Annotated in this window: 14 protein-coding genes and 1 pseudogene; 12 read left to right on the top strand and 3 right to left on the bottom strand. The window is 73.3% G+C overall.

The window, feature by feature from the left end:
* Positions 1 to 204 precede the first annotated feature (204 nt).
* From ABZ923_RS28360 to ABZ923_RS28320, 9 genes are all read left to right on the top strand, one after another.
* On the top strand, positions 205 to 885 hold the full coding sequence (locus ABZ923_RS28360) for a response regulator (RefSeq protein WP_361476824.1): 681 nt from the start codon (positions 205 to 207) through the stop codon (positions 883 to 885).
* A 123-nt stretch (positions 886 to 1,008) separates the two neighbouring features.
* The gene (locus ABZ923_RS28355; protein ID WP_361476822.1) at positions 1,009 to 3,747 is read left to right on the top strand and encodes a DNA translocase FtsK; all 2,739 of its coding nucleotides are present in this window, start codon (positions 1,009 to 1,011) and stop codon (positions 3,745 to 3,747) included.
* Between the two features lie 281 nt (positions 3,748 to 4,028).
* Positions 4,029 to 4,871 carry a helix-turn-helix domain-containing protein gene (locus ABZ923_RS28350; protein WP_361476820.1) on the top strand — a complete coding sequence of 281 codons (843 nt, stop codon included), beginning with the start codon at positions 4,029 to 4,031 and terminating at the stop codon, positions 4,869 to 4,871.
* A 91-nt stretch (positions 4,872 to 4,962) separates the two neighbouring features.
* The gene (gene rimO, locus ABZ923_RS28345) at positions 4,963 to 6,435 is read left to right on the top strand and encodes a 30S ribosomal protein S12 methylthiotransferase RimO (RefSeq protein WP_361476818.1); all 1,473 of its coding nucleotides are present in this window, start codon (positions 4,963 to 4,965) and stop codon (positions 6,433 to 6,435) included.
* The gene (gene pgsA / locus ABZ923_RS28340) at positions 6,432 to 7,202 is read left to right on the top strand and encodes a CDP-diacylglycerol--glycerol-3-phosphate 3-phosphatidyltransferase (protein WP_361476816.1); all 771 of its coding nucleotides are present in this window, start codon (positions 6,432 to 6,434) and stop codon (positions 7,200 to 7,202) included. The genes rimO and pgsA overlap by 4 nt, the downstream gene beginning before the upstream one ends.
* Positions 7,199 to 7,744 carry a CinA family protein gene (locus ABZ923_RS28335; RefSeq protein WP_361476814.1) on the top strand — a complete coding sequence of 182 codons (546 nt, stop codon included), beginning with the start codon at positions 7,199 to 7,201 and terminating at the stop codon, positions 7,742 to 7,744. Before pgsA ends, ABZ923_RS28335 begins: the two co-directional genes overlap by 4 nt.
* 109 nt (positions 7,745 to 7,853) lie before the next feature.
* Positions 7,854 to 8,228 carry a helix-turn-helix transcriptional regulator gene (locus ABZ923_RS28330; RefSeq protein ID WP_014675397.1) on the top strand — a complete coding sequence of 125 codons (375 nt, stop codon included), beginning with the start codon at positions 7,854 to 7,856 and terminating at the stop codon, positions 8,226 to 8,228.
* Positions 8,229 to 8,411: 183 nt separating this feature from the next.
* Positions 8,412 to 8,882, top strand: coding sequence for a DNA starvation/stationary phase protection protein (locus ABZ923_RS28325; RefSeq protein WP_361476836.1), 471 nt, complete (start codon positions 8,412 to 8,414; stop codon positions 8,880 to 8,882).
* 127 nt (positions 8,883 to 9,009) lie between these two features.
* Positions 9,010 to 9,288 carry a hypothetical protein gene (locus tag ABZ923_RS28320; protein WP_361476812.1) on the top strand — a complete coding sequence of 93 codons (279 nt, stop codon included), beginning with the start codon at positions 9,010 to 9,012 and terminating at the stop codon, positions 9,286 to 9,288.
* Here the strand turns inward: ABZ923_RS28320 and ABZ923_RS28315 are convergent.
* From ABZ923_RS28315 to ABZ923_RS28305, 3 genes are all read right to left on the bottom strand, one after another.
* Complete coding sequence (locus tag ABZ923_RS28315; protein WP_361476810.1) at positions 9,236 to 10,000, bottom strand: SDR family NAD(P)-dependent oxidoreductase; 765 nt, start codon at positions 9,998 to 10,000, stop codon at positions 9,236 to 9,238. The two genes, ABZ923_RS28320 and ABZ923_RS28315, sit on opposite strands and share 53 nt — an antisense overlap.
* 85 nt (positions 10,001 to 10,085) lie before the next feature.
* Positions 10,086 to 10,931 (bottom strand): DNA-formamidopyrimidine glycosylase family protein, encoded by an 846-nt coding sequence (locus ABZ923_RS28310; protein ID WP_361476808.1) that lies wholly within the window; start codon positions 10,929 to 10,931, stop codon positions 10,086 to 10,088.
* A 303-nt stretch (positions 10,932 to 11,234) separates the two neighbouring features.
* Positions 11,235 to 16,205 (bottom strand): ATP-dependent helicase, encoded by a 4,971-nt coding sequence (locus tag ABZ923_RS28305; RefSeq protein WP_361476806.1) that lies wholly within the window; start codon positions 16,203 to 16,205, stop codon positions 11,235 to 11,237.
* A gap of 143 nt (positions 16,206 to 16,348) precedes the next feature.
* On the opposite strand from ABZ923_RS28305, the pseudogene ABZ923_RS28300 reads away from it, so the two are divergent.
* The 3 genes and pseudogenes from ABZ923_RS28300 to ABZ923_RS28290 form a co-directional block, all read left to right on the top strand.
* Positions 16,349 to 17,203 (top strand): annotated as a pseudogene (locus tag ABZ923_RS28300) (AraC family transcriptional regulator); the annotation flags it as partial.
* 47 nt (positions 17,204 to 17,250) lie between these two features.
* Positions 17,251 to 17,985: an AzlC family ABC transporter permease gene (locus tag ABZ923_RS28295; RefSeq protein WP_361476834.1), complete on the top strand. Its 735-nt coding sequence runs from the start codon at positions 17,251 to 17,253 to the stop codon at positions 17,983 to 17,985.
* Positions 17,982 to 18,290 (top strand): AzlD domain-containing protein, encoded by a 309-nt coding sequence (locus tag ABZ923_RS28290; RefSeq protein WP_030342831.1) that lies wholly within the window; start codon positions 17,982 to 17,984, stop codon positions 18,288 to 18,290. The genes ABZ923_RS28295 and ABZ923_RS28290 overlap by 4 nt, the downstream gene beginning before the upstream one ends.
* Positions 18,291 to 18,322 lie beyond the last annotated feature (32 nt).

Here is an 18,322-nt window from a genome sequence, read left to right as displayed (position 1 = left end):
AGGCCGGGAACGCACGGAATCCCGAATTCCGGGAACTATCCGGGGTCGGACCGCGTTTCCGGGTACGTGCACAGTGACATCGCGGTGACAGGGTGTGGCGACAGGCGGGGTGCGGCTACGATGACCGGCACAAGGACGGGCGGCGAAAGGGAGTCGTCCCCTGGGGCGGCGCCCGGTGTACCGCCGGGGCGAGGAGGGCGGGCCATGGTGCAGAAGGCCAAGATCCTCCTGGTCGATGACCGGCCGGAGAATCTGCTGGCGCTGGAGGCCATCCTCTCTGCGCTCGATCAGACGCTGGTGCGGGCATCGAGCGGGGAGGAAGCGCTCAAAGCACTGCTCACGGACGATTTCGCGGTCATTCTGCTGGATGTCCAGATGCCGGGCATGGACGGGTTCGAGACCGCCGCGCACATCAAGCGGCGCGAGCGGACCCGGGACATCCCGATCATCTTCCTCACGGCGATCAACCACGGCCCGCACCACACCTTCCGGGGCTACGCGGCGGGCGCGGTGGACTACATCTCCAAGCCGTTCGACCCGTGGGTGCTGCGCGCGAAGGTCTCGGTCTTCGTCGAGCTGTACATGAAGAACTGCCAGCTCCGTGAGCAGGCGGCGCTGCTGCGGCTGCAGTTGGAGGGCGGCGGCAAGGGCGGTGTCGCCGGCAAGGAGTCGGCCGGGCTGCTCGCCGAGCTGTCCGCGCGGCTCGCGGCCGTCGAGGAGCAGGCCGAGGCGCTGTCCAAGCAGCTGGACGACGACTCCGCGGACGCGGCGGCGGTGGCCACGGCGGCCCATCTGGAGCGCAAGCTCACCGGTTTGCGCCGGGCCCTCGACGCGCTGGAGCCGGGCGCGGGCGGCGCGGGTGCCTCGGTGCCCTCGCAGAACTGACCCACGCCTCGGCCGCAGTTGCGGATGAGCGTGCGTCAGTTCCGCGCCCCGGCAAGCACGACACGAACGGGTGAAGCTGTGGGCACACGTGTCCGCCGTCGTCTCCCCCGGTAACCTCACACCATGGCCTCACGTCCCTCCGCAGCCAAGAAGCCCGCCAGGAAGGCGGCCGCTCCCGCGAAGGCTCCGGCGAGGAAGGCCGCCGCGAAGAAGGTCCCGGCCAAGAAGGCGCCCGCCAAGAAGGCCGCGGTGAGGAAGGCCGCGCCCGCGAAGCCGGTGGCCAGCCCCACCGGGGGCGTGTACCGGCTGGTGCGCGCCCTCTGGCTCGGTCTCGCGCACGCCGTCGGCGCCGTCTTCCGCGGCATAGGGCAGGGCGCGAAGAACCTCGACCCGGCCCATCGCAAGGACGGCATCGCGCTGCTGCTGTTCGGCATGGCGCTGGTCGTCGCCGCCGGCACCTGGGCGGACCTGCGCGGACCCGTCGGCGACCTGGTCGAGATCCTGGTCACCGGCGCCTTCGGCCGGCTCGACCTGCTGGTGCCGATACTGCTCGCGGTGATCGCCGTACGGTTCGTGCGGCACCCGGAGAAGCCGGAGGCCAACGGGCGGATCGTGATCGGCCTGTCCGCGCTCGTCGTCGGTGTGCTCGGCCAGGTCCACATCGCCTGCGGCTCGCCCGCGCGCAGCGCCGGCATGCAGGGCATAAGGGACGCCGGCGGTCTCATCGGCTGGGCGGCGGCCACCCCGCTGACGTACACCATGAGCGAGGTGCTCGCCGTACCCCTGCTGGTGCTGCTGACGGTCTTCGGGCTGCTCGTGGTGACCGCCACCCCGGTCAACGCCATCCCGCAGCGGCTGCGGACGCTCGGTGTCCACCTCGGTGTGCTGCACGATCCCGAGGCGGACCGGTACGCCGTGGACGACGAGGGCTACGACGAGCAGTGGCGCGAGGCGACGCCCGCCCGCCCCCGCAGGCGCGCGAGCGCCCCGCAGGCGTACGACCCGGAGAGCGCCGAGGAGGAGGCCCTCACCCGGCGCCGCGGGCGTCCCAGGCGCTCCGCGGTGCCCCAGCCGGATCCGCAGCGGCAGCTGGACGCCGTGGACGTCGCTGCCGCCGCGGCCGCCGCGCTCGACGGGGCCGTGCAGCACGGCATGCCGCCGTCCCCGCTCGTCGCCGACCTCACCCAGGGGGTGAGCGCGGGCGAGCGCGAGGACACCACCCCGGTGCCCACGCCGGCGCCCGCGCCCGCAGCGGCGCCGGTCCCGGCCGCCCGCCCCAAGCAGGAGAACCTCAGGACCGGGGGGACCGTTCCCGACCTGACCAAGAAGGCTCCCGAGGCGCCCCGCGACCTGCCCGCGCGCGCGGAGCAGCTCCAGCTGTCCGGCGACATCACCTACGCGCTGCCCTCGCTGGACCTGCTGACCCGCGGCGGCCCCGGCAAGGCGCGCAGCGCCGCCAACGACGCGGTCGTCGCCTCGCTCACCCAGGTCTTCACCGAGTTCAAGGTCGACGCGGCCGTCACCGGCTTCACCCGCGGCCCGACGGTCACCCGCTACGAGGTCGAGCTCGGCCCCGCCGTGAAGGTCGAGCGGATCACCGCGCTCACCAAGAACATCGCCTACGCCGTCGCCAGCCCGGACGTGCGGATCATCAGCCCCATCCCCGGCAAGTCCGCGGTGGGCATCGAGATCCCGAACACCGACCGGGAGATGGTCAACCTCGGCGACGTGCTGCGCCTCGCGGAGTCCGCCGAGGACGACGACCCGATGCTGGTCGCCTTCGGCAAGGACGTCGAGGGCGGGTACGTCATGCACTCGCTGGCGAAGATGCCGCACATGCTGGTCGCCGGCGCCACCGGCTCCGGCAAGTCGTCCTGCATCAACTGCCTGATCACCTCGGTCATGATGCGGGCGACCCCGGAGGACGTCCGGATGATCCTGGTCGACCCCAAGCGGGTCGAGCTGACCGCCTACGAGGGCATCCCGCACCTGATCACGCCGATCATCACCAATCCCAAGCGGGCCGCCGAGGCGCTGCAGTGGGTGGTCCGCGAGATGGACCTCAGGTACGACGACCTGGCCGCCTACGGCTACCGGCACATCGACGACTTCAACCGCGCGGTGCGCGAGGGCAAGGTCAAGCCGCCCGAGGGCAGCGAGCGGGAGCTGCAGCCGTACCCGTACCTGCTGGTGATCGTCGACGAGCTGGCGGACCTGATGATGGTGGCCCCGCGTGACGTCGAGGACGCGATCGTGCGTATCACGCAGCTCGCGCGCGCGGCCGGCATCCACCTGGTCCTCGCCACCCAGCGTCCCTCGGTCGACGTGGTCACCGGCCTGATCAAGGCCAACGTGCCGTCCCGGCTGGCCTTCGCCACCTCCTCGCTCGCCGACTCCCGGGTCATCCTCGACCAGCCCGGCGCCGAGAAGCTGATCGGCAAGGGCGACGGCCTGTTCCTGCCGATGGGCGCGAACAAGCCGACGCGTATGCAGGGCGCCTTCGTGACCGAGGAGGAGGTCGCGGCCGTCGTCCGGCACTGCAAGGAGCAGATGGCGCCCGTCTTCCGGGACGACGTCACCGTGGGCACCAAGCAGAAGAAGGAGATCGACGAGGACATCGGCGACGACCTGGACCTGCTGTGCCAGGCGGCCGAGCTGGTCGTCTCCACCCAGTTCGGGTCGACCTCGATGCTCCAGCGCAAGCTGCGTGTCGGCTTCGCCAAGGCCGGGCGGCTCATGGACCTCATGGAGTCCCGCAACATCGTGGGTCCGAGCGAGGGCTCCAAGGCACGTGACGTTCTCGTGAAACCCGACGAGCTGGACGGTGTGCTCGCCGTGATCCGCGGGGAGTCCGAGGGGTGAGGGGCGAAGGGCCGTTCGGCGGACGAGGGTTACGCCGGCTGGCGGGATGGCCGTGATCCACCTGTTAGATGTCGGTGAGCAACCGTTTCCCTTTGTCGTACGTCCAGTTGAGCGAGAAGACAGGTAGGGCCCGCATCCTGGGGTACCTGCCTGTCACGCCCCCGGGATGTCGGGCCATTCCGATGGCGTACAAAGTCCCACCGCCCGGTTGCCCCACCCTTTCGTACCCCCCCTAGACTGAGCTTCCAGCACAGGTGGCTACACGCTCGAAAGGCGCCCCCGTGTCCATCGGCAACTCCCCTGAAGACGAGCGTCCGTTCCGAGACGAGTCCCAGGAAGCCCGACCCTCCGTGGGCCGCGTACTGCAGCAGGCGCGGATCGCGGCCGGGCTCACCGTGGACGACGTCAGCAGTGCCACTCGTGTCCGTATCGCCATCGTGCACGCCATCGAGGCGGACGACTTCGCCCCCTGCGGCGGCGCCGTGTACGCCCGTGGGCACATCCGCACGCTGGCCAGGGCCGTCCACCTCGACCCCGAGCCGCTGATCGCCCAGTACGACGCCGAGCACGGAGGCCGGCCCGCGCCCACCCCCGCCGCACCCCTGTTCGAGGCGGAGCGGATCAGGCCGGAGCGGCGCGGCCCGAACTGGACCGCGGCCATGGTCGCCGCGATCGTCGTCGTGATCGGGTTCGTCGGGTTCACCGCGTTCAAGGGCGGCGACAGCTCCGGCGACTCCAAGGCGCAGGTCGCCGAGGGCGCCACACCCGCCACGGTGAAGTCCGCCCCGCCGAAGACGAAGAAGCCCAAGCCCGCCGAGCCGACCGGCGAGCCCTCCGACAGCGCCATCGCCGCAGCGCCCCAGGACAAGGTGACCGTCCAGGTCAGCGCCCCCAACGGACGCAGCTGGATCTCCGCCAAGGACCACAACGGCCGGATGCTCTTCGACGGGCTGCTGAAGAAGGGCCAGTCCAAGACCTTCCAGGACAGCTCCAAGATCAACCTGATCCTCGGGGACGCCGGCGCGATCGAGCTGTACGTCAACGGCAAGAAGATCGAGGACACCTTCCGGCCCGGCGCGGTGGAGCGGCTCACCTACACCAAGGGCGACCCGGTGGCGGGCTGACGGGCCCGACGCGGCGGATGTGACGGAGTCGGCCACAATCGGCCAACCCCGTCGACGTGGGCTGTCAGTGAGACAAAGTAGTCTTGAGCCCATGCCTGAACGCCGTACCGTCGCACTCGTCACTCTCGGCTGCGCTCGTAACGAGGTGGATTCCGAGGAGCTCGCAGGCCGTTTGGAGGCGGACGGCTGGCAGCTCGTCGAGGACGCCGCGGACGCCGACGTCGCCGTGGTCAACACCTGTGGCTTCGTGGAGGCCGCGAAGAAGGACTCCGTCGACGCCCTCCTGGAGGCCAACGACCTCAAGAACCATGGGAGAACCCAGGCCGTCGTGGCGGTGGGCTGCATGGCCGAGCGGTACGGCAAGGAGCTGGCCGAGGCGCTGCCCGAGGCCGACGGCGTGCTCGGCTTCGACGACTACACGGACATCTCCGACCGCCTGCAGACCATCCTGTCCGGCGGCATCCACGCCTCCCACACCCCGCGCGACCGGCGCAAGCTGCTGCCGATCAGCCCGGCCGAGCGCCAGGAGTCGGCCGCCGCGGTGGCCCTGCCCGGGCACGGCCCCACCGACCTCCCGGAGGGCGTCGCGCCCGCCTCCGGTCCCCGCGCGCCCCTGCGCCGCCGCCTGGACGGCTCCCCGGTCGCCTCCGTCAAGCTGGCCTCCGGCTGCGACCGGCGCTGCTCCTTCTGCGCCATCCCGTCCTTCCGCGGCTCCTTCATCTCCCGCCGCCCCAGCGACGTGCTGAACGAGACCCGCTGGCTGGCCGAGCAGGGCGTCAAGGAGATCATGCTGGTCTCCGAGAACAACACCTCCTACGGCAAGGACCTCGGCGACATCCGGCTGCTGGAGTCCCTGCTGCCGGAGCTGGCCGAGGTCGACGGCATCGAGCGGGTGCGGGTGAGCTACCTCCAGCCGGCCGAGATGCGCCCGGGCCTCATCGACGTCCTGGCCTCCACCCCCAAGGTCGCCCCGTACTTCGACCTGTCCTTCCAGCACTCCGCGCCCGGCGTGCTGCGCGCCATGCGCCGCTTCGGCGACACCGACCGCTTCCTGGAGCTGCTCGACACCATCCGGAGCAAGGCCCCCGAGGCCGGCGTGCGCTCCAACTTCATCGTCGGCTTCCCCGGCGAGACCGAGTCCGACCTGGCCGAACTGGAGCGCTTCCTGAACGGCGCCCGGCTCGACGCCATCGGCGTCTTCGGCTACTCCGACGAGGAGGGCACGGAAGCGGCGACCTACGACGACAAGCTGGACGAAGACGTCGTCGCCGAGCGCCTGGCCCACATCTCCCGGCTCGCCGAGGAACTCGTCTCGCAGCGCGCCGAGGAGCGCGTCGGGGAGACCCTGCGGGTCCTGGTGGAGTCCGTGGACGAGGAGGAGGGCGTCCACGGCCGTGCCGCGCACCAGGCGCCGGAGACCGACGGCCAGGTCCTGCTCACGAGCGGCGCGGGTCTGAGCGTCGGACGTATGGTCGAGGCAAAGGTGGTCGGTACGGAAGGTGTCGACCTCGTGGCCGAGCCGCTGACCGGCTCGCTCGCGTGTAGTGAGGAGGCGGGCAGATGACCGGAGTCCCGGCATCCGCCGCGGGCGGCTCCTCCGGCGCGCAGGGTGCCCGGGGGTCCGCCGCCGCTGCCGACGACGCCCGGTCCGAGGTCTCCGGTTCTGCTTCGGGTCCGGCCACGGGCCCCGAGGGCGGCGGCAAGCCCGCGCGCGGCGGGAAGATCGCGGCCGCGGCCGTCAACCAGGCGAGCGTCTGGAACGTAGCCAATCTGCTGACCATGCTCCGCCTGCTGCTGGTGCCCGGCTTCGTGGCGCTGATGCTGACCGGCGGCGGCTACGACCCGGCCTGGCGCTCCGTGGCCTGGGCCGCCTTCGCCATCGCCATGATCACGGACCTGTTCGACGGTCACCTGGCGCGCACCTACAACCTCGTCACCGACTTCGGGAAGATCGCCGACCCCATCGCCGACAAGGCGATCATGGGTGCGGCGCTCATCTGTCTGTCCGCCCTCGGTGATCTGCCGTGGTGGGTGACGGCCGTGATCCTCGGCCGGGAACTCGGCATCACGCTGCTGCGTTTTCTGGTCATTCGCTACGGCGTGATCCCCGCCAGCCGGGGCGGCAAGCTGAAGACGCTCACCCAGGGCGTGGCCGTCGGGATGTACGTCCTGGCGCTGACGGGGTGGCTGGCCACCCTGAGGTTCTGGGTGATGGCCGCGGCGGTCGTCCTCACGGTCGTGACGGGCCTCGACTACGTAAGACAAGCCATTGTGCTGCGGCGGCGGGGAATGGCCGAGCGCGCCGCGGCGTTGGAGGAGAAGGAAGCGTGAGTTCCGCGGCCACCGAACTGGTGCGACTACTGACCGTGAGGGGCGAGACCCTTGCCGTCGCCGAGTCGCTGACCGGTGGCCTGGTGGCGGCGGAGATCACCGCGGTACCCGGGGCCTCCCGGGTGTTCCGGGGCTCGATCACCGCCTACGCCACCGAGCTGAAGCACGAGCTGCTGGGTGTCGACGCCACTCTGCTGGCCCAGCGCGGAGCGGTGGATCCGCAGGTCGCGGGCCAGATGGCGGCCGGTGTCCGCAAGGCCCTGCGGGCCGACTGGGGCCTCGCGACCACCGGGGTCGCCGGCCCCGATCCGCAGGACGGACAGCCCGTCGGGACGGTCTTCGTGGCCGTCGACGGACCCCTCACCGACCGAGCCGGTTCTGCCGGTGGCGGAAAAGTCGAGGCTCTGCGGTTGAACGGCGGCCGTGCGGAAATTCGTATGGAGAGTGTACGGAGCGTACTCGCAGTGCTCCTGGAGCAGCTTGCGGGCGAACAGACTGGGAATGAGCGGGCACAGGATACGGAACGGAACGGGGGGTTTTGATGTTTGCAGCCCTGAGTGAACACGACATCGCTCCCCGCACGGCCGCGGCGCAAGGCGGTACGGTGGGGCGAGAAGGATGCGGCTACGCGGTCCGAGGAGGGAGCCACCGATGATTCTGCTCCGTCGCCTGCTGGGTGACGTGCTGCGTCGGCAGCGCCAACGCCAGGGCCGTACTCTGCGCGAAGTCTCCTCGTCCGCCCGAGTCTCACTCGGCTATCTCTCCGAGGTGGAGCGGGGGCAGAAGGAGGCTTCCTCCGAGCTGCTCGCCGCCATCTGCGACGCGCTGGACGTACGGATGTCGGAACTCATGCGGGAAGTGAGCGACGAGCTGGCGCTCGCCGAACTGGCCCAGTCCGCCCGGGCCACCGAGCCCGTGCCCACGCCGGTCCGCCCGATGCTGGGTTCGGTGTCGGTGACCGGTGTGCCACCGGAACGGGTGACCATCAAGGCGCCCGCGGAGGCGGTGGACGTGGTCGCCGCGTGAGCTTCGTGCGCGCGGCCTAGCGTTCCGAGACGTGTGAAGCCCCGGCCGGCTGCCCCAGGGAGACCTGGGGAGCCGGCCGGGGCTTTTCGTCGCTCGTCACCCGTTGGGCGTCCATTTGCCGGGGGTGTGCGGTGCGGTCATCGTGGAGGGGACGTGACGGCGCCCGAGCCCCGGAGGAAGCGGATGTACGTCGTGAAGAGCCCCTTGGCCGAACCGGATATGAAGACCGTGTCGGAGGCGCTGCAGGGCGCCCTGGTCGACCTGGTGGACCTCGCCCTGGTCGCCAAGCAGATCCACTGGAACATCGTCGGGCCCCGCTTCCGCTCCGTCCACCTCCAGCTGGACGAGGTGGTCGACTCCGCCCGCACCCACATGGACACGGTGGCCGAGCGGGCCTCGGCGCTGGGTGTCCCGCCCGACGGGCGCGCCGCGACGGTGGCCTCCGCAAGCGGCATCAAGGCCACTCCCGCGGGGTGGATCAAGGACACGGACGCGGTCGGGACGATGGTGGACGCGCTGGGCACGGTGATCACCCGGATGCGGGAGCGGGTGGAGGCGACCGGGGCGCCGGACCCGGTGACCCAGGACATCTTCATCCAGATCACCGCCGACCTGGAGAAGCACCACTGGATGTTCCAGGCGGAGAACGCGTAGGCGGCCGGCCTCGCCCTTCCACGCCGGACGGGCTGTTCTCCTCCCGGCGCTGCATCAGTGAGCCCTCGGTGCGCCTCCCGGGCGGCCGGGGTGGCGGTCTAGCGTCCGGCTGGAGGTGGTGGCGGGCATGGCGGGGCGGACAGTGCGCTGGGTGGTGGCGCCCGGGCTCGGGGCGGTGTGGTGGTGGGCCGTGCTGCGGCTCGCCGCGGGCGGTGGCTCGGGCGTGCTGGAAGGGGCCGTCGTGGCCGGCGGGTGGGGGCTGAGCCTGCTGCCCGTGCACTGTGTGCCCAAGGGGCGCGCGACCGGAGCCGTGCCGACGGGGCGATGGGCGACCGCGTGGCGGGCCGGGGACGTCACCAGGGCATCGCCACACCCCCGTTCGGGCGAAGTATCTGACCCGTCGTGAAGGCCGACGCGTCCGACGCCAGGTACAGCACCGCGTGCGCGACGTCGTCCGGCTCGCCGACCCGGCCGAGCGGGGTCAGCCGGGTCATCGCGGCCTCGGTGTGCGCCTGTGCCGTCCGGTCGTGGCGGTCGGTCATGGGGGTGCGGATCCAGCCCGGCGCGACCGCGTTCACCCGGATGCCGTGCGGGCCGACCTCGGTGGCCAGCGTCCTGGTCAGCTGCACCACGGCCGCCTTGGCCGCGCCGTAGCAGAGCAGCCCGGCGCCGCCGGTGTCGACCGCGCCCGAGGCCATGGTGACGATGCTGCCGCGGGTCCCGTGGGCGAGCATCAGGCGGGCCGCCTCCTGGCAGGCGTACAGCACGCCCTTGAAGTTGACGTCCAGCACCCGGTCGAGGTCCTCGTCCCGGGTCTCCAGCACCGGGCTGCTGTGCATGATCCCGGCGATCGCCGCCAGTACGTCCAGCCGCCCGCAGGACCGGACCGCCTCGCCGAGCCGGGCCCGGTCGGTGACGTCGAGGACATGGACGCGGGCCGTACCGCCGCGCTCCTCGACCAGCGCGGCCGTGCCGTCCAGGCCGTCCGGGTCCCGGTCGGCACAGTGCACCGTCGCGCCCGCCTGGGCGAGCAGTACGGCGGAGGCCCGCCCGATCCCGCCGGCGGCTCCGGTGACGAAGGCGGTGCGTCCGCTGAGGTCGTACGCGCTGAGGGCCATGCAGGCGACGGTACGAGCGTTTCTGACGGTCCGTCAATTAGTGGGCGACCGCCTGAGCGCCGGGCGGTCGGCGGGCGTGGAGCGGTCAGCCGGTGCGGCGCGGGTACTTGTCCCGCCAGCGCTGTGGTGAGCCCGGCGCCGGAGCGGGGCCCGTCTGGCAGGTGGGGCACCAGTAGGTCGGGCGTTCCTGGGAGCCGTCGCCCTGGTCGGCCACCCGGACGGAGGTGTGGCAGCGCAGGCACGGGCGGGGTGCCCGGCCGTAGACGAACAGGTCGTACCGGTGCAGCCCGGTGGTCTGCCGGACCGGGCGGTCGCGGTTCGCCTCCAGGAGCCGCTTGGCCAGACCGGGCAGCTTCTCGGCGCGGTCCGCGGGGAGCGCGCCGGCCGGCAGCCACGGGGTCACGCCGAGCAGGAAGCACAGTTCGCTCTTGTAGATGTTGCCGATGCCCGCCAGATTGCGCTGGTCCAGCAGGGCCTCGCCGAGCTGGCGACCGGGGTCGGCGAGGACGTTGGCCAGGGCGCGCTCGGGGTCCCAGTCCGGGCCGAGCAGGTCGGGGCCCAGGTGGCCGACGACCCGTTCCTCGTCGGTCGTGCGCAGCAGCTCCAGGACCTGCAGGCGGTAGCCGACGGCCGTGCGGTCGGCGGTGCCGAGGACCGCCCGGATCTGGTGCGCCGGTCCGCCCCGCCAGCGTTCGCCCGCGTCGAACACCTTCCACGTGCCCTCCATGCGCAGATGCGTGTGGAGGGTCAGGTCGCCCTCGAACCGGGTGAGCAGGTGCTTGCCCCGCGGGATCGTGTTCAGCACCCTGCGGCCGGAGAGGTCCACCGTCGCGTACTTCGGTACGCGGAAGTCGCTGCGGGTCAGCGCCTTGCCCGCGAGAGCCTCGTGCAGCCGCCGCGCGGCCTGCCAGACCGTGTCACCTTCGGGCATGCGTCAAGGGTGCCACGAAGGGGTGAGGGGGAGCGGGGGCGGTTGGGGCGCCGGTGGGGTGGGGCATGGCCGGGTCTCGGTGGCCGGGCCGGGGAGTGGGTGGGGGCGAGTAGGGGCTGTGATCGGGGCGGGCGGCCGCGCCGGGCGGGGCGGGGCGGTGGTCGCGATGCCGGTTGTGGTGGTGGGTGGGGTGGGCGCGGGGCTGGGTGGGCAGGGCCGGTGGTGCAGAGCCGGTGGGGCAGGGGGCGGTCGCCGTGCCGGGCGGGGGAGGGGCGGTGGGCCGCCCGGCGGTTGCCGGGTCGGTCAGGCTCTCAGTCGGAGGCCGCGTGGTGTGGCCACGAATCCCGCTGCCTCCAGGAGGGTGCCTATGGGGGAGGTCAGGGCCTGGGTGCCGTTGATGCGCTCGACCGTGACCGTGCCGAGTGAGCCCGCGCGGGCCGCCGCGGCCAGCGCCTCGGCCGCCGTACGCAGGCGGGGGTCGTCCGGTGCGGCGGGCCAGGCCAGCAGGGTCTTGCCGCCGCGCTCCATGTACAGCGTCAGCTCACCCTCCACCAGGACGACCAGCGAACCCGCCTTGCGGCCCGGCTTGTGCCCGGCTCCGGTCGGCGGCTCCGGCCAGGGCAGCGCGGAGCCGTAGGCGTTCGCGGGGTCGGCCGCGGCGAGGACCACGGCGCGGGGGTCGGGCTCCGGGGCGCCCGTGCGGCCGTTGCCGTAGCCGCGGCGCGGGGCCGTGCCGTAGGCGGCCGGACCGTAGGGGGCGGTGCCGCCGCCGCGGGGGCCGCCGTAGCCGGGGGAGGCGAACGGGTCGGCGAGGTCGCGGGAGGAGGCGTGATCACCGTCGGCCACCGGCTGCTCCTCCGGCGGCCAGGTGAAGTCGCCGTCCAGGCCGGGGTGGGCGAAACCGGCGTCGGCCGCGTCGAAGGCGCCGGCGGAGGCGCGGCCGTGCGGAGTGCCGTCGGCGGCGTCGAACGGGTTCGGGAAGGCCGGCTCGGCGAAGCCGTTCCGGCCGGCCGGGGCGGGCAGGCCCTCGGTCCGCTCGCGGGCGTTCGCCACCGCGCGGAGGCGGTCCACCGCGCCGTCCATCGCGAACTGGGCCGCGCCCAGCCCCTCGACCACGTAACCCCGCCGGGCCTGACCGCTCTCCTCGAAGACCGACAGCACCCGGTACACCGCCGAGAAGCCGCCCTCGACGCCCTCCGCCGCGACCGCGCCCCGGGTGACCACGCCGTGCCGGTCCAGGAGCGTGCGGGCCAGGGCGTGCGCGCGCACGGTGGCGTCCGGCTCGGCCGTGGGCAGCAGCGACCAGCGGCCGGCCACGGTCGGCGGGCCGGTGCGGGAGGCGGTGCGTGCGGCGGCCGTCAGGGAGCCGTAGCGCCCGCGCGGGACGGCACGCTTGGCCCGGTGCGCGGTCGAGCCCGCCGTACGACCCGAGCCCAGAAGGGCGCGCATCGGCGCCAGGGTGTCGTTGGTGAGCCGGCCCGACCAGGCCAGATCCCACAGCGCGTCGGCCAGTTGGGGATCGGTGACCTCGGGGTGCGTGGTCGCCCGGACCTGGTCGGCGATCTGACGGAAGAACAGGCCGTAGCCGCCGTAGAGGGTGTCGAGCACGGACTGGTGGAGCGCGGTCAGCTCCAGCGGGTGCGGTGCCGGCAGCAGCAGCGGGGCCGCGTCCGCCAGGTAGAGGGAGACCCAGCCGTCCTTGCCGGGCAGGGCGCCCGCGCCGGCCCACACCACCTCGCCGGCGGCGGTCAGTTCGTCCAGCATTGAGGGCGTGTAGCCGGCCACGCGGGAGGGCAGCACCAGCTTCTCCAGCGCGGAGGCCGGCACCGACGCCCCCTGCAACTGCTCGACCGCGCGCACCAGCCCGTCGACGCCCCGCAGCCCGTGCCCCCGGCCGATGTGCTGCCACTGCGGCAGGAACTGGGCGAGCGCCGCGGGCGGCACCGGCTCCAGCTCGTGCCGCAGGGCGGCCAGGGAACGGCGGCGCAGCCGGCGCAAAACGGCCGCGTCGCACCACTCCTGACCGATGCCCGCCGGGTGGAATTCGCCCTGAACGACCCGCCCGGCCGCGGCCAGCCGCTGCAGGGCTCCCTCGGTGACCGCCACGCCCAGCCCGAACCGGGCCGCGGCGGTAGCCGAGGTGAACGGGCCGTGGGTACGGGCGTACCGCGCGAGGAGATCGCCCAGCGGATCCTTGACCGGCTCGGTGAACGCCTCGGGGACACCGACGGGCAGTGCCGTGCCGAGCGCGTCGCGCAGCCGGCCCGCGTCCTCGACGGCTGCCCAGTGATCGGTCCCCGCGATCCGCACCCTGATCGCCCGGCGGGCCCCGGCCAGCTCCCGCGCCCACTGCGGGTCCGCGCCCCGCGCCACCAGCTCCGTGTCGGTCAGCGGGCCGAGCAGCCGGAGCACGTCGGCGACTCCCTCCACGTCCTTGACCCGGCGGTCCTCGGTGAGCCACTGCAGCTCGCGCTCCAGCTCGGTCAGCACCTCCGCGTCGAGCAGCTCGCGCAGCTCCGCCTGGCCCAGCAGCTCGGCCAGCAGCCGTGAGTCCAGGGACAGCGCGGCGGCGCGCCGCTCGGCCAGCGGGGAGTCGCCCTCGTACAGGAACTGGGCGACGTACCCGAACAGCAGGGAGCGGGCGAAGGGGGACGGCTCCGGGGTGGTGACCTCGACCAGGCGCACCTTACGGGACTCGACGTCACCCATCAGCTCCACGAGCCCGGGGACGTCGAAGACGTCCTGGAGGCATTCGCGGACCGCCTCCAGGACGATCGGGAACGAGCCGAACTCGCTCGCCACCTGGAGCAGCTGGGCCGCCCGCTGGCGCTGCTGCCACAGCGGGGTGCGCTTGCCTGGATTGCGGCGCGGCAGCAGCAGCGCGCGGGCGGCGCACTCGCGGAACCGGGAAGCGAACAGCGCCGAGCCGCCGACCTGGTCGGTGACGATCTGGTCGACCTCGCCCTTGTCGAAGGCGACGTCGGCCGCGCCGACCGGGGCCTGGTCGCTGTCGTACTCGGTGCCGGCCTTCACCGGCTCACGGTCGAGCAGGTCCAGGCCCATCAGGTCGGCGTCGGGCAGGCGCAGCACGATGCCGTCGTCGGCGTGCATGACCTGCGCGTCCATGCCGTACCGCTCGGACAGGCGGGCGCCGAGGGCGAGGGCCCAGGGGGCGTGGACCTGTGCGCCGAAGGGGGAGTGGATGACGACCCGCCAGTCGCCCAGCTCGTCACGGAACCGCTCCACGACGATCGTGCGGTCGTCCGGCACATGGCCGCAGGCCTCGCGCTGCTCGTCCAGGTACGACAGCACGTTGTCCGCCGCCCACGCGTCCAGGCCCGCCGCCAGCAGCCGCAGCCGCGCGTCGTCCCGGGAGAGCGAGCCGACCTCACGCAGGAACGCGCCCACCGCACGGCCCAGCTCCAGCGGGCGGCCCAGCTGGTCGCCCTTCCAGAAGGGCAGCCGGCCCGGCACGCCCGGCGCGGGCGAGACCAGGACCCGGTCGCGCGTGATGTCCTCGATCCGCCACGAACTCGTGCCCAGCGTGAAGACATCGCCGACACGGGACTCGTAGACCATCTCCTCGTCCAGCTCGCCGACCCGGCCTCCGCCCTTCTTGGGGTCGGAACCGGCGAGGAAGACGCCGAACAGACCGCGGTCCGGGATCGTGCCGCCGGAGGTGACGGCGAGGCGCTGGGCACCCGGGCGGCCGGTGATCTCGCCGGTCACGCGGTCCCACACCACGCGGGGGCGCAGCTCCGCGAACGCGTCGGACGGGTAGCGGCCCGCGAGCATGTCCAGGACCGCCGTGAACGCCGACTCGGGCAGCGAGGCGAACGGGGCCGCGCGGCGGACCACGGCGAGCAGGTCGTCGAACTGCCAGGTGTCCAGCGCCGTCATGGCGACCAGCTGCTGCGCGAGGACGTCCAGCGGGTTCGCGGGCACCTTCAGGGACTCGATCGAGCCCGAGCGCATCCGCTCGGTGACCACGGCCGCCTGGACGAGATCACCGCGGTACTTGGGGAAGACGACACCGGTGGAGACGGCGCCGACCTGGTGCCCTGCGCGGCCCACCCGCTGCAGACCCGAGGCCACCGACGGCGGGGACTCGACCTGGACGACGAGGTCCACGGCGCCCATGTCGATGCCGAGTTCCAGGCTGGAGGTGGCGACCACCGCGGGCAGCCGGCCCGCCTTCAGGTCCTCCTCCACCAGGGCGCGCTGCTCCTTGGAGACCGAGCCGTGGTGCGCGCGGGCGATCACCGGCGGCGCGCCCTGGGCGGCGCCCGAGCCGCCCATCAGCTCGGCGGGGGAGTGGTGCTCCTCCAGGGTCTCGCCGGTCGCCCGCTCGTACGCGATCTCGTTGAGCCGGTTGCACAGCCGCTCCGCGAGGCGGCGGGAGTTCGCGAAGACGATCGTGGACCGGTGGGACTGGACCAGGTCGGCGATCCGCTCCTCCACGTGCGGCCAGATCGACGGCCGCTCCCCGCCCTCGGCGGCGTCGGCGGCCGGGGCACCGCCCAGCTCGCCCATGTCCTCGACCGGGACGACGACGGAGAGGTCGAACTCCTTGCCGGACTCCGGCTGGACGATCTCCGCCTTGCGGCGCGGGGACAGGTACCGGGCCACCTCGTCCACCGGGCGCACGGTCGCGGACAGGCCGATCCGGCGGGCGGGCTTCGGCAGCAGCTTGTCCAGCCGCTCCAAGGAGAGCGCGAGATGCGCGCCGCGCTTGGTGCCCGCGACCGCGTGGACCTCGTCCAGGATCACCGTCTCCACGCCCGTGAGCGCGTCGCGCGTGGCCGACGTCAGCATCAGGAACAGCGACTCGGGGGTGGTGATCAGGATGTCCGGCGGGCGGGTGGACAGGGCGCGGCGCTCGGCCGCCGGGGTGTCGCCGGAGCGGATGCCGACCCTGACCTCCGGCTCGGGCAGGCCCAGGCGCACCGACTCCTGGCGGATACCGGTCAGCGGACTGCGCAGGTTGCGCTCGACGTCGACCGCGAGGGCCTTCAGCGGCGACACGTACAGCACCCGGCAGCGCTTCCTCGGGTCGGCCGGGGGCGGGGCCGAGGCCAGCTGGTCCAGTGCGGCGAGGAACGCGGCCAGCGTCTTGCCGGAGCCGGTCGGGGCGACCACCAGCACGTCCGAGCCGGCCCGGATGGCATCCCATGCGCCCGCCTGGGCCGCGGTGGGCGCGGAGAACGCCCCCGTGAACCAGCCGCGGGTCGCGGGGGAGAAGCCGTCGAGGGCTCGGTGTGCGGAGCTGACCATGCGTCCATCCTGCACCCGACCACTGACAATCGCTGTGACCTGCGCAGATGCGGAGCCGAGGAGGCGGTGCCGGGCCGGTGGGCCCCGGGCCGGGCGCGGAAACGCGGTGCCGGCGTGGTCCGGGCAGGGCGGACAATGGGCGTATGGCGGGTTCAGGGGAGCGGGCGCGGCACTGGCGGTACGCGGACTTGCCCGGTGTCGACCTGCTGCGGGCTCGGTACATCCGCAAGACGTTCATCCGGCACACCCATGAGAACTTCGTGATCGCGGCCATCGCCGACGGCGTCGAGGTCTTCCACCACCGCGGCTCGGACGTCTCCGCCGGCGCGGGAGCGCTCGCCCTGGTCAACCCGGACACCCCGCACACGGGCCGGGCCGGTGTGCCCGAGGGCTGGCGGTACGGCGCGCTCTACCCGTCGCCCGAGGTGGTCGCCGAGATCGCAGCCGAGACCACCACCCTCCGCGGCACGCCGGGTTTCGTCAGCCCGGTCCTGGACGACCCCTACACCGTCCGCCTGGTGCACCAGGTGCTGCGCGCCGCCGACGAGGGCAACGCGCTGGCCGCCGACACGCTCCTGCGGGTCGCCGTGACCAGGCTGCTGCGGCTGAACGGCGGCCCGCTGCCCCAGCGGCGGACCCGGACGGCCGGTGCGGGCATCGCGGCACGCGCGCGTGCGGTGCTGGAGGAACGGATGGCCGAGCCGCCGACCCTGCAACGGCTGGCCTCGGACCTCGGGACCAGCCCGTTCGCCCTGCTGCGGGCGTTCCGCGACGCCTACGGCATGCCGCCGCACACCTGGCTGACGGACGCCCGCGTGCGCCGCGCCCGGCTGCTGCTGGACGCGGGCACGGCCCCGGCCGAGGCGGCCGTCGCCGTCGGCTTCACCGACCAGCCCCACCTCAACCGGCACTTCGCCCGGATCGTCGGCGTGCCCCCGGGCGCATACCAGCGCGAGCGCACCGGCCCGGACGAGCGCAAGAACGTACAAGACGCGGGCTGAGAGCCGCCCGTACCGTCCTGGGCGTGGCACAGCACATAGCTCTCATGGACCAGACCGCCGAAGGAGCGGACAAGCCCGACTCGGCCGTCGTACGGGACGCCCTGGGCGTCGGCGTCGCCGTGGGCCTGTCCGGATTCGCCTTCGGGGTGACCTCGGCCGGCAGCGGACTCGGATTGCTCCAGACCTGCGCGCTCAGCCTCCTGGTGTTCACCGGCGCCTCCCAGTTCGCGCTGGTCGGGGCGCTCGCCGCCGGGGGCAACCCGTTCACGGCCGCCGCCGGCGCCTTCTTCCTGGGCGTGCGCAACGCCTTCTACGGGCTGCGGCTGTCGCAGCTGCTCGCCCTCCCGCGCGCGCTACGGCCGTTCGCCGCCCAGTGGGTGATCGACGAGACCACCGCGGTGACCCTGGCGCAGCCGACCCGGCGGGCCGCACGGCTCGGCTTCACCGTCACCGGCCTCAGCCTGTACCTGCTGTGGAACCTCACCACGCTGCTCGGCGCGCTGGGCGCCCGGGCGATCGGCGACACGCGCGCGTGGGGCCTGGACGCGGCGGGGCCCGCCGTGTTCCTGGCGCTGCTCGCGCCGATGCTGAAGACGGCCACCGAGCGCGCGGTGGCAGCCCTCGCCGTCCTGCTGGGCCTCGGTCTGCTGCCCGTCCTACCGGCCGGTGTGCCGGTCCTGGTGGCGGCGCTGGCGGCCCCGCTCGCCCTCTTCGTGGAGGGCCGGCGCAGGGGCCGTACCCGGCAGGAGGAGCAGACGGGCTCGGAGGAGGACCGGTGAACACCTGGATCGCGATCGGCGTGACCGCCCTCGGCTGCTACGCCGTCAAGCTCGCCGGACTGCTGGTGCCGGCGCACACCGTCGAGCGGCCGTACGTGCGCCGGCTGGCCGCCCTGCTGCCGGTGGCCCTCCTGGCCGCGCTCACCGCGCAGCAGACGTTCGCCGACGGGCACGCGCTGGTGCTGGACGCGCGGGCCGCGGGGCTCGGCGCGGCGGCCGTGGCACTGGTGCTGCGCGCGCCGTTCCTGCTGGTCGTGGCGGCGGCCGTGGTGGTGACGGCGGGGGTGCGGGCCGTCGGCGGGTGAGGCCCGCCGACGGGAGAGGCCGCTCGCGCGCC

The sequence above is a fragment of the Streptomyces sp. NPDC046881 genome (genome assembly GCF_040645015.1).
Classification (GTDB): domain Bacteria; phylum Actinomycetota; class Actinomycetes; order Streptomycetales; family Streptomycetaceae; genus Streptomyces.
The sequence above is the reverse complement of the archived record's forward strand: the minus strand, read 5'-3'. Positions and strand labels throughout refer to the sequence as shown.

Coding starts and splice junctions, on each gene's coding strand:
- ABZ923_RS28360 (WP_361476824.1), top strand. CDS start 205: ATGGTGCAGAAGGCCAAGATCCTCCTGGTCGATGACCGGCCGGAGAAT.
- ABZ923_RS28355 (WP_361476822.1), top strand. CDS start 1,009: ATGGCCTCACGTCCCTCCGCAGCCAAGAAGCCCGCCAGGAAGGCGGCC.
- rimO (WP_361476818.1), top strand. CDS start 4,963: ATGCCTGAACGCCGTACCGTCGCACTCGTCACTCTCGGCTGCGCTCGT.
- pgsA (WP_361476816.1), top strand. CDS start 6,432: ATGACCGGAGTCCCGGCATCCGCCGCGGGCGGCTCCTCCGGCGCGCAG.
- ABZ923_RS28330 (WP_014675397.1), top strand. CDS start 7,854: ATGATTCTGCTCCGTCGCCTGCTGGGTGACGTGCTGCGTCGGCAGCGC.
- ABZ923_RS28325 (WP_361476836.1), top strand. CDS start 8,412: ATGTACGTCGTGAAGAGCCCCTTGGCCGAACCGGATATGAAGACCGTG.
- ABZ923_RS28320 (WP_361476812.1), top strand. CDS start 9,010: ATGGCGGGGCGGACAGTGCGCTGGGTGGTGGCGCCCGGGCTCGGGGCG.
- ABZ923_RS28315 (WP_361476810.1), bottom strand. CDS start 10,000: ATGGCCCTCAGCGCGTACGACCTCAGCGGACGCACCGCCTTCGTCACC.
- ABZ923_RS28310 (WP_361476808.1), bottom strand. CDS start 10,931: ATGCCCGAAGGTGACACGGTCTGGCAGGCCGCGCGGCGGCTGCACGAG.
- ABZ923_RS28305 (WP_361476806.1), bottom strand. CDS start 16,205: ATGGTCAGCTCCGCACACCGAGCCCTCGACGGCTTCTCCCCCGCGACC.
- ABZ923_RS28295 (WP_361476834.1), top strand. CDS start 17,251: ATGGACCAGACCGCCGAAGGAGCGGACAAGCCCGACTCGGCCGTCGTA.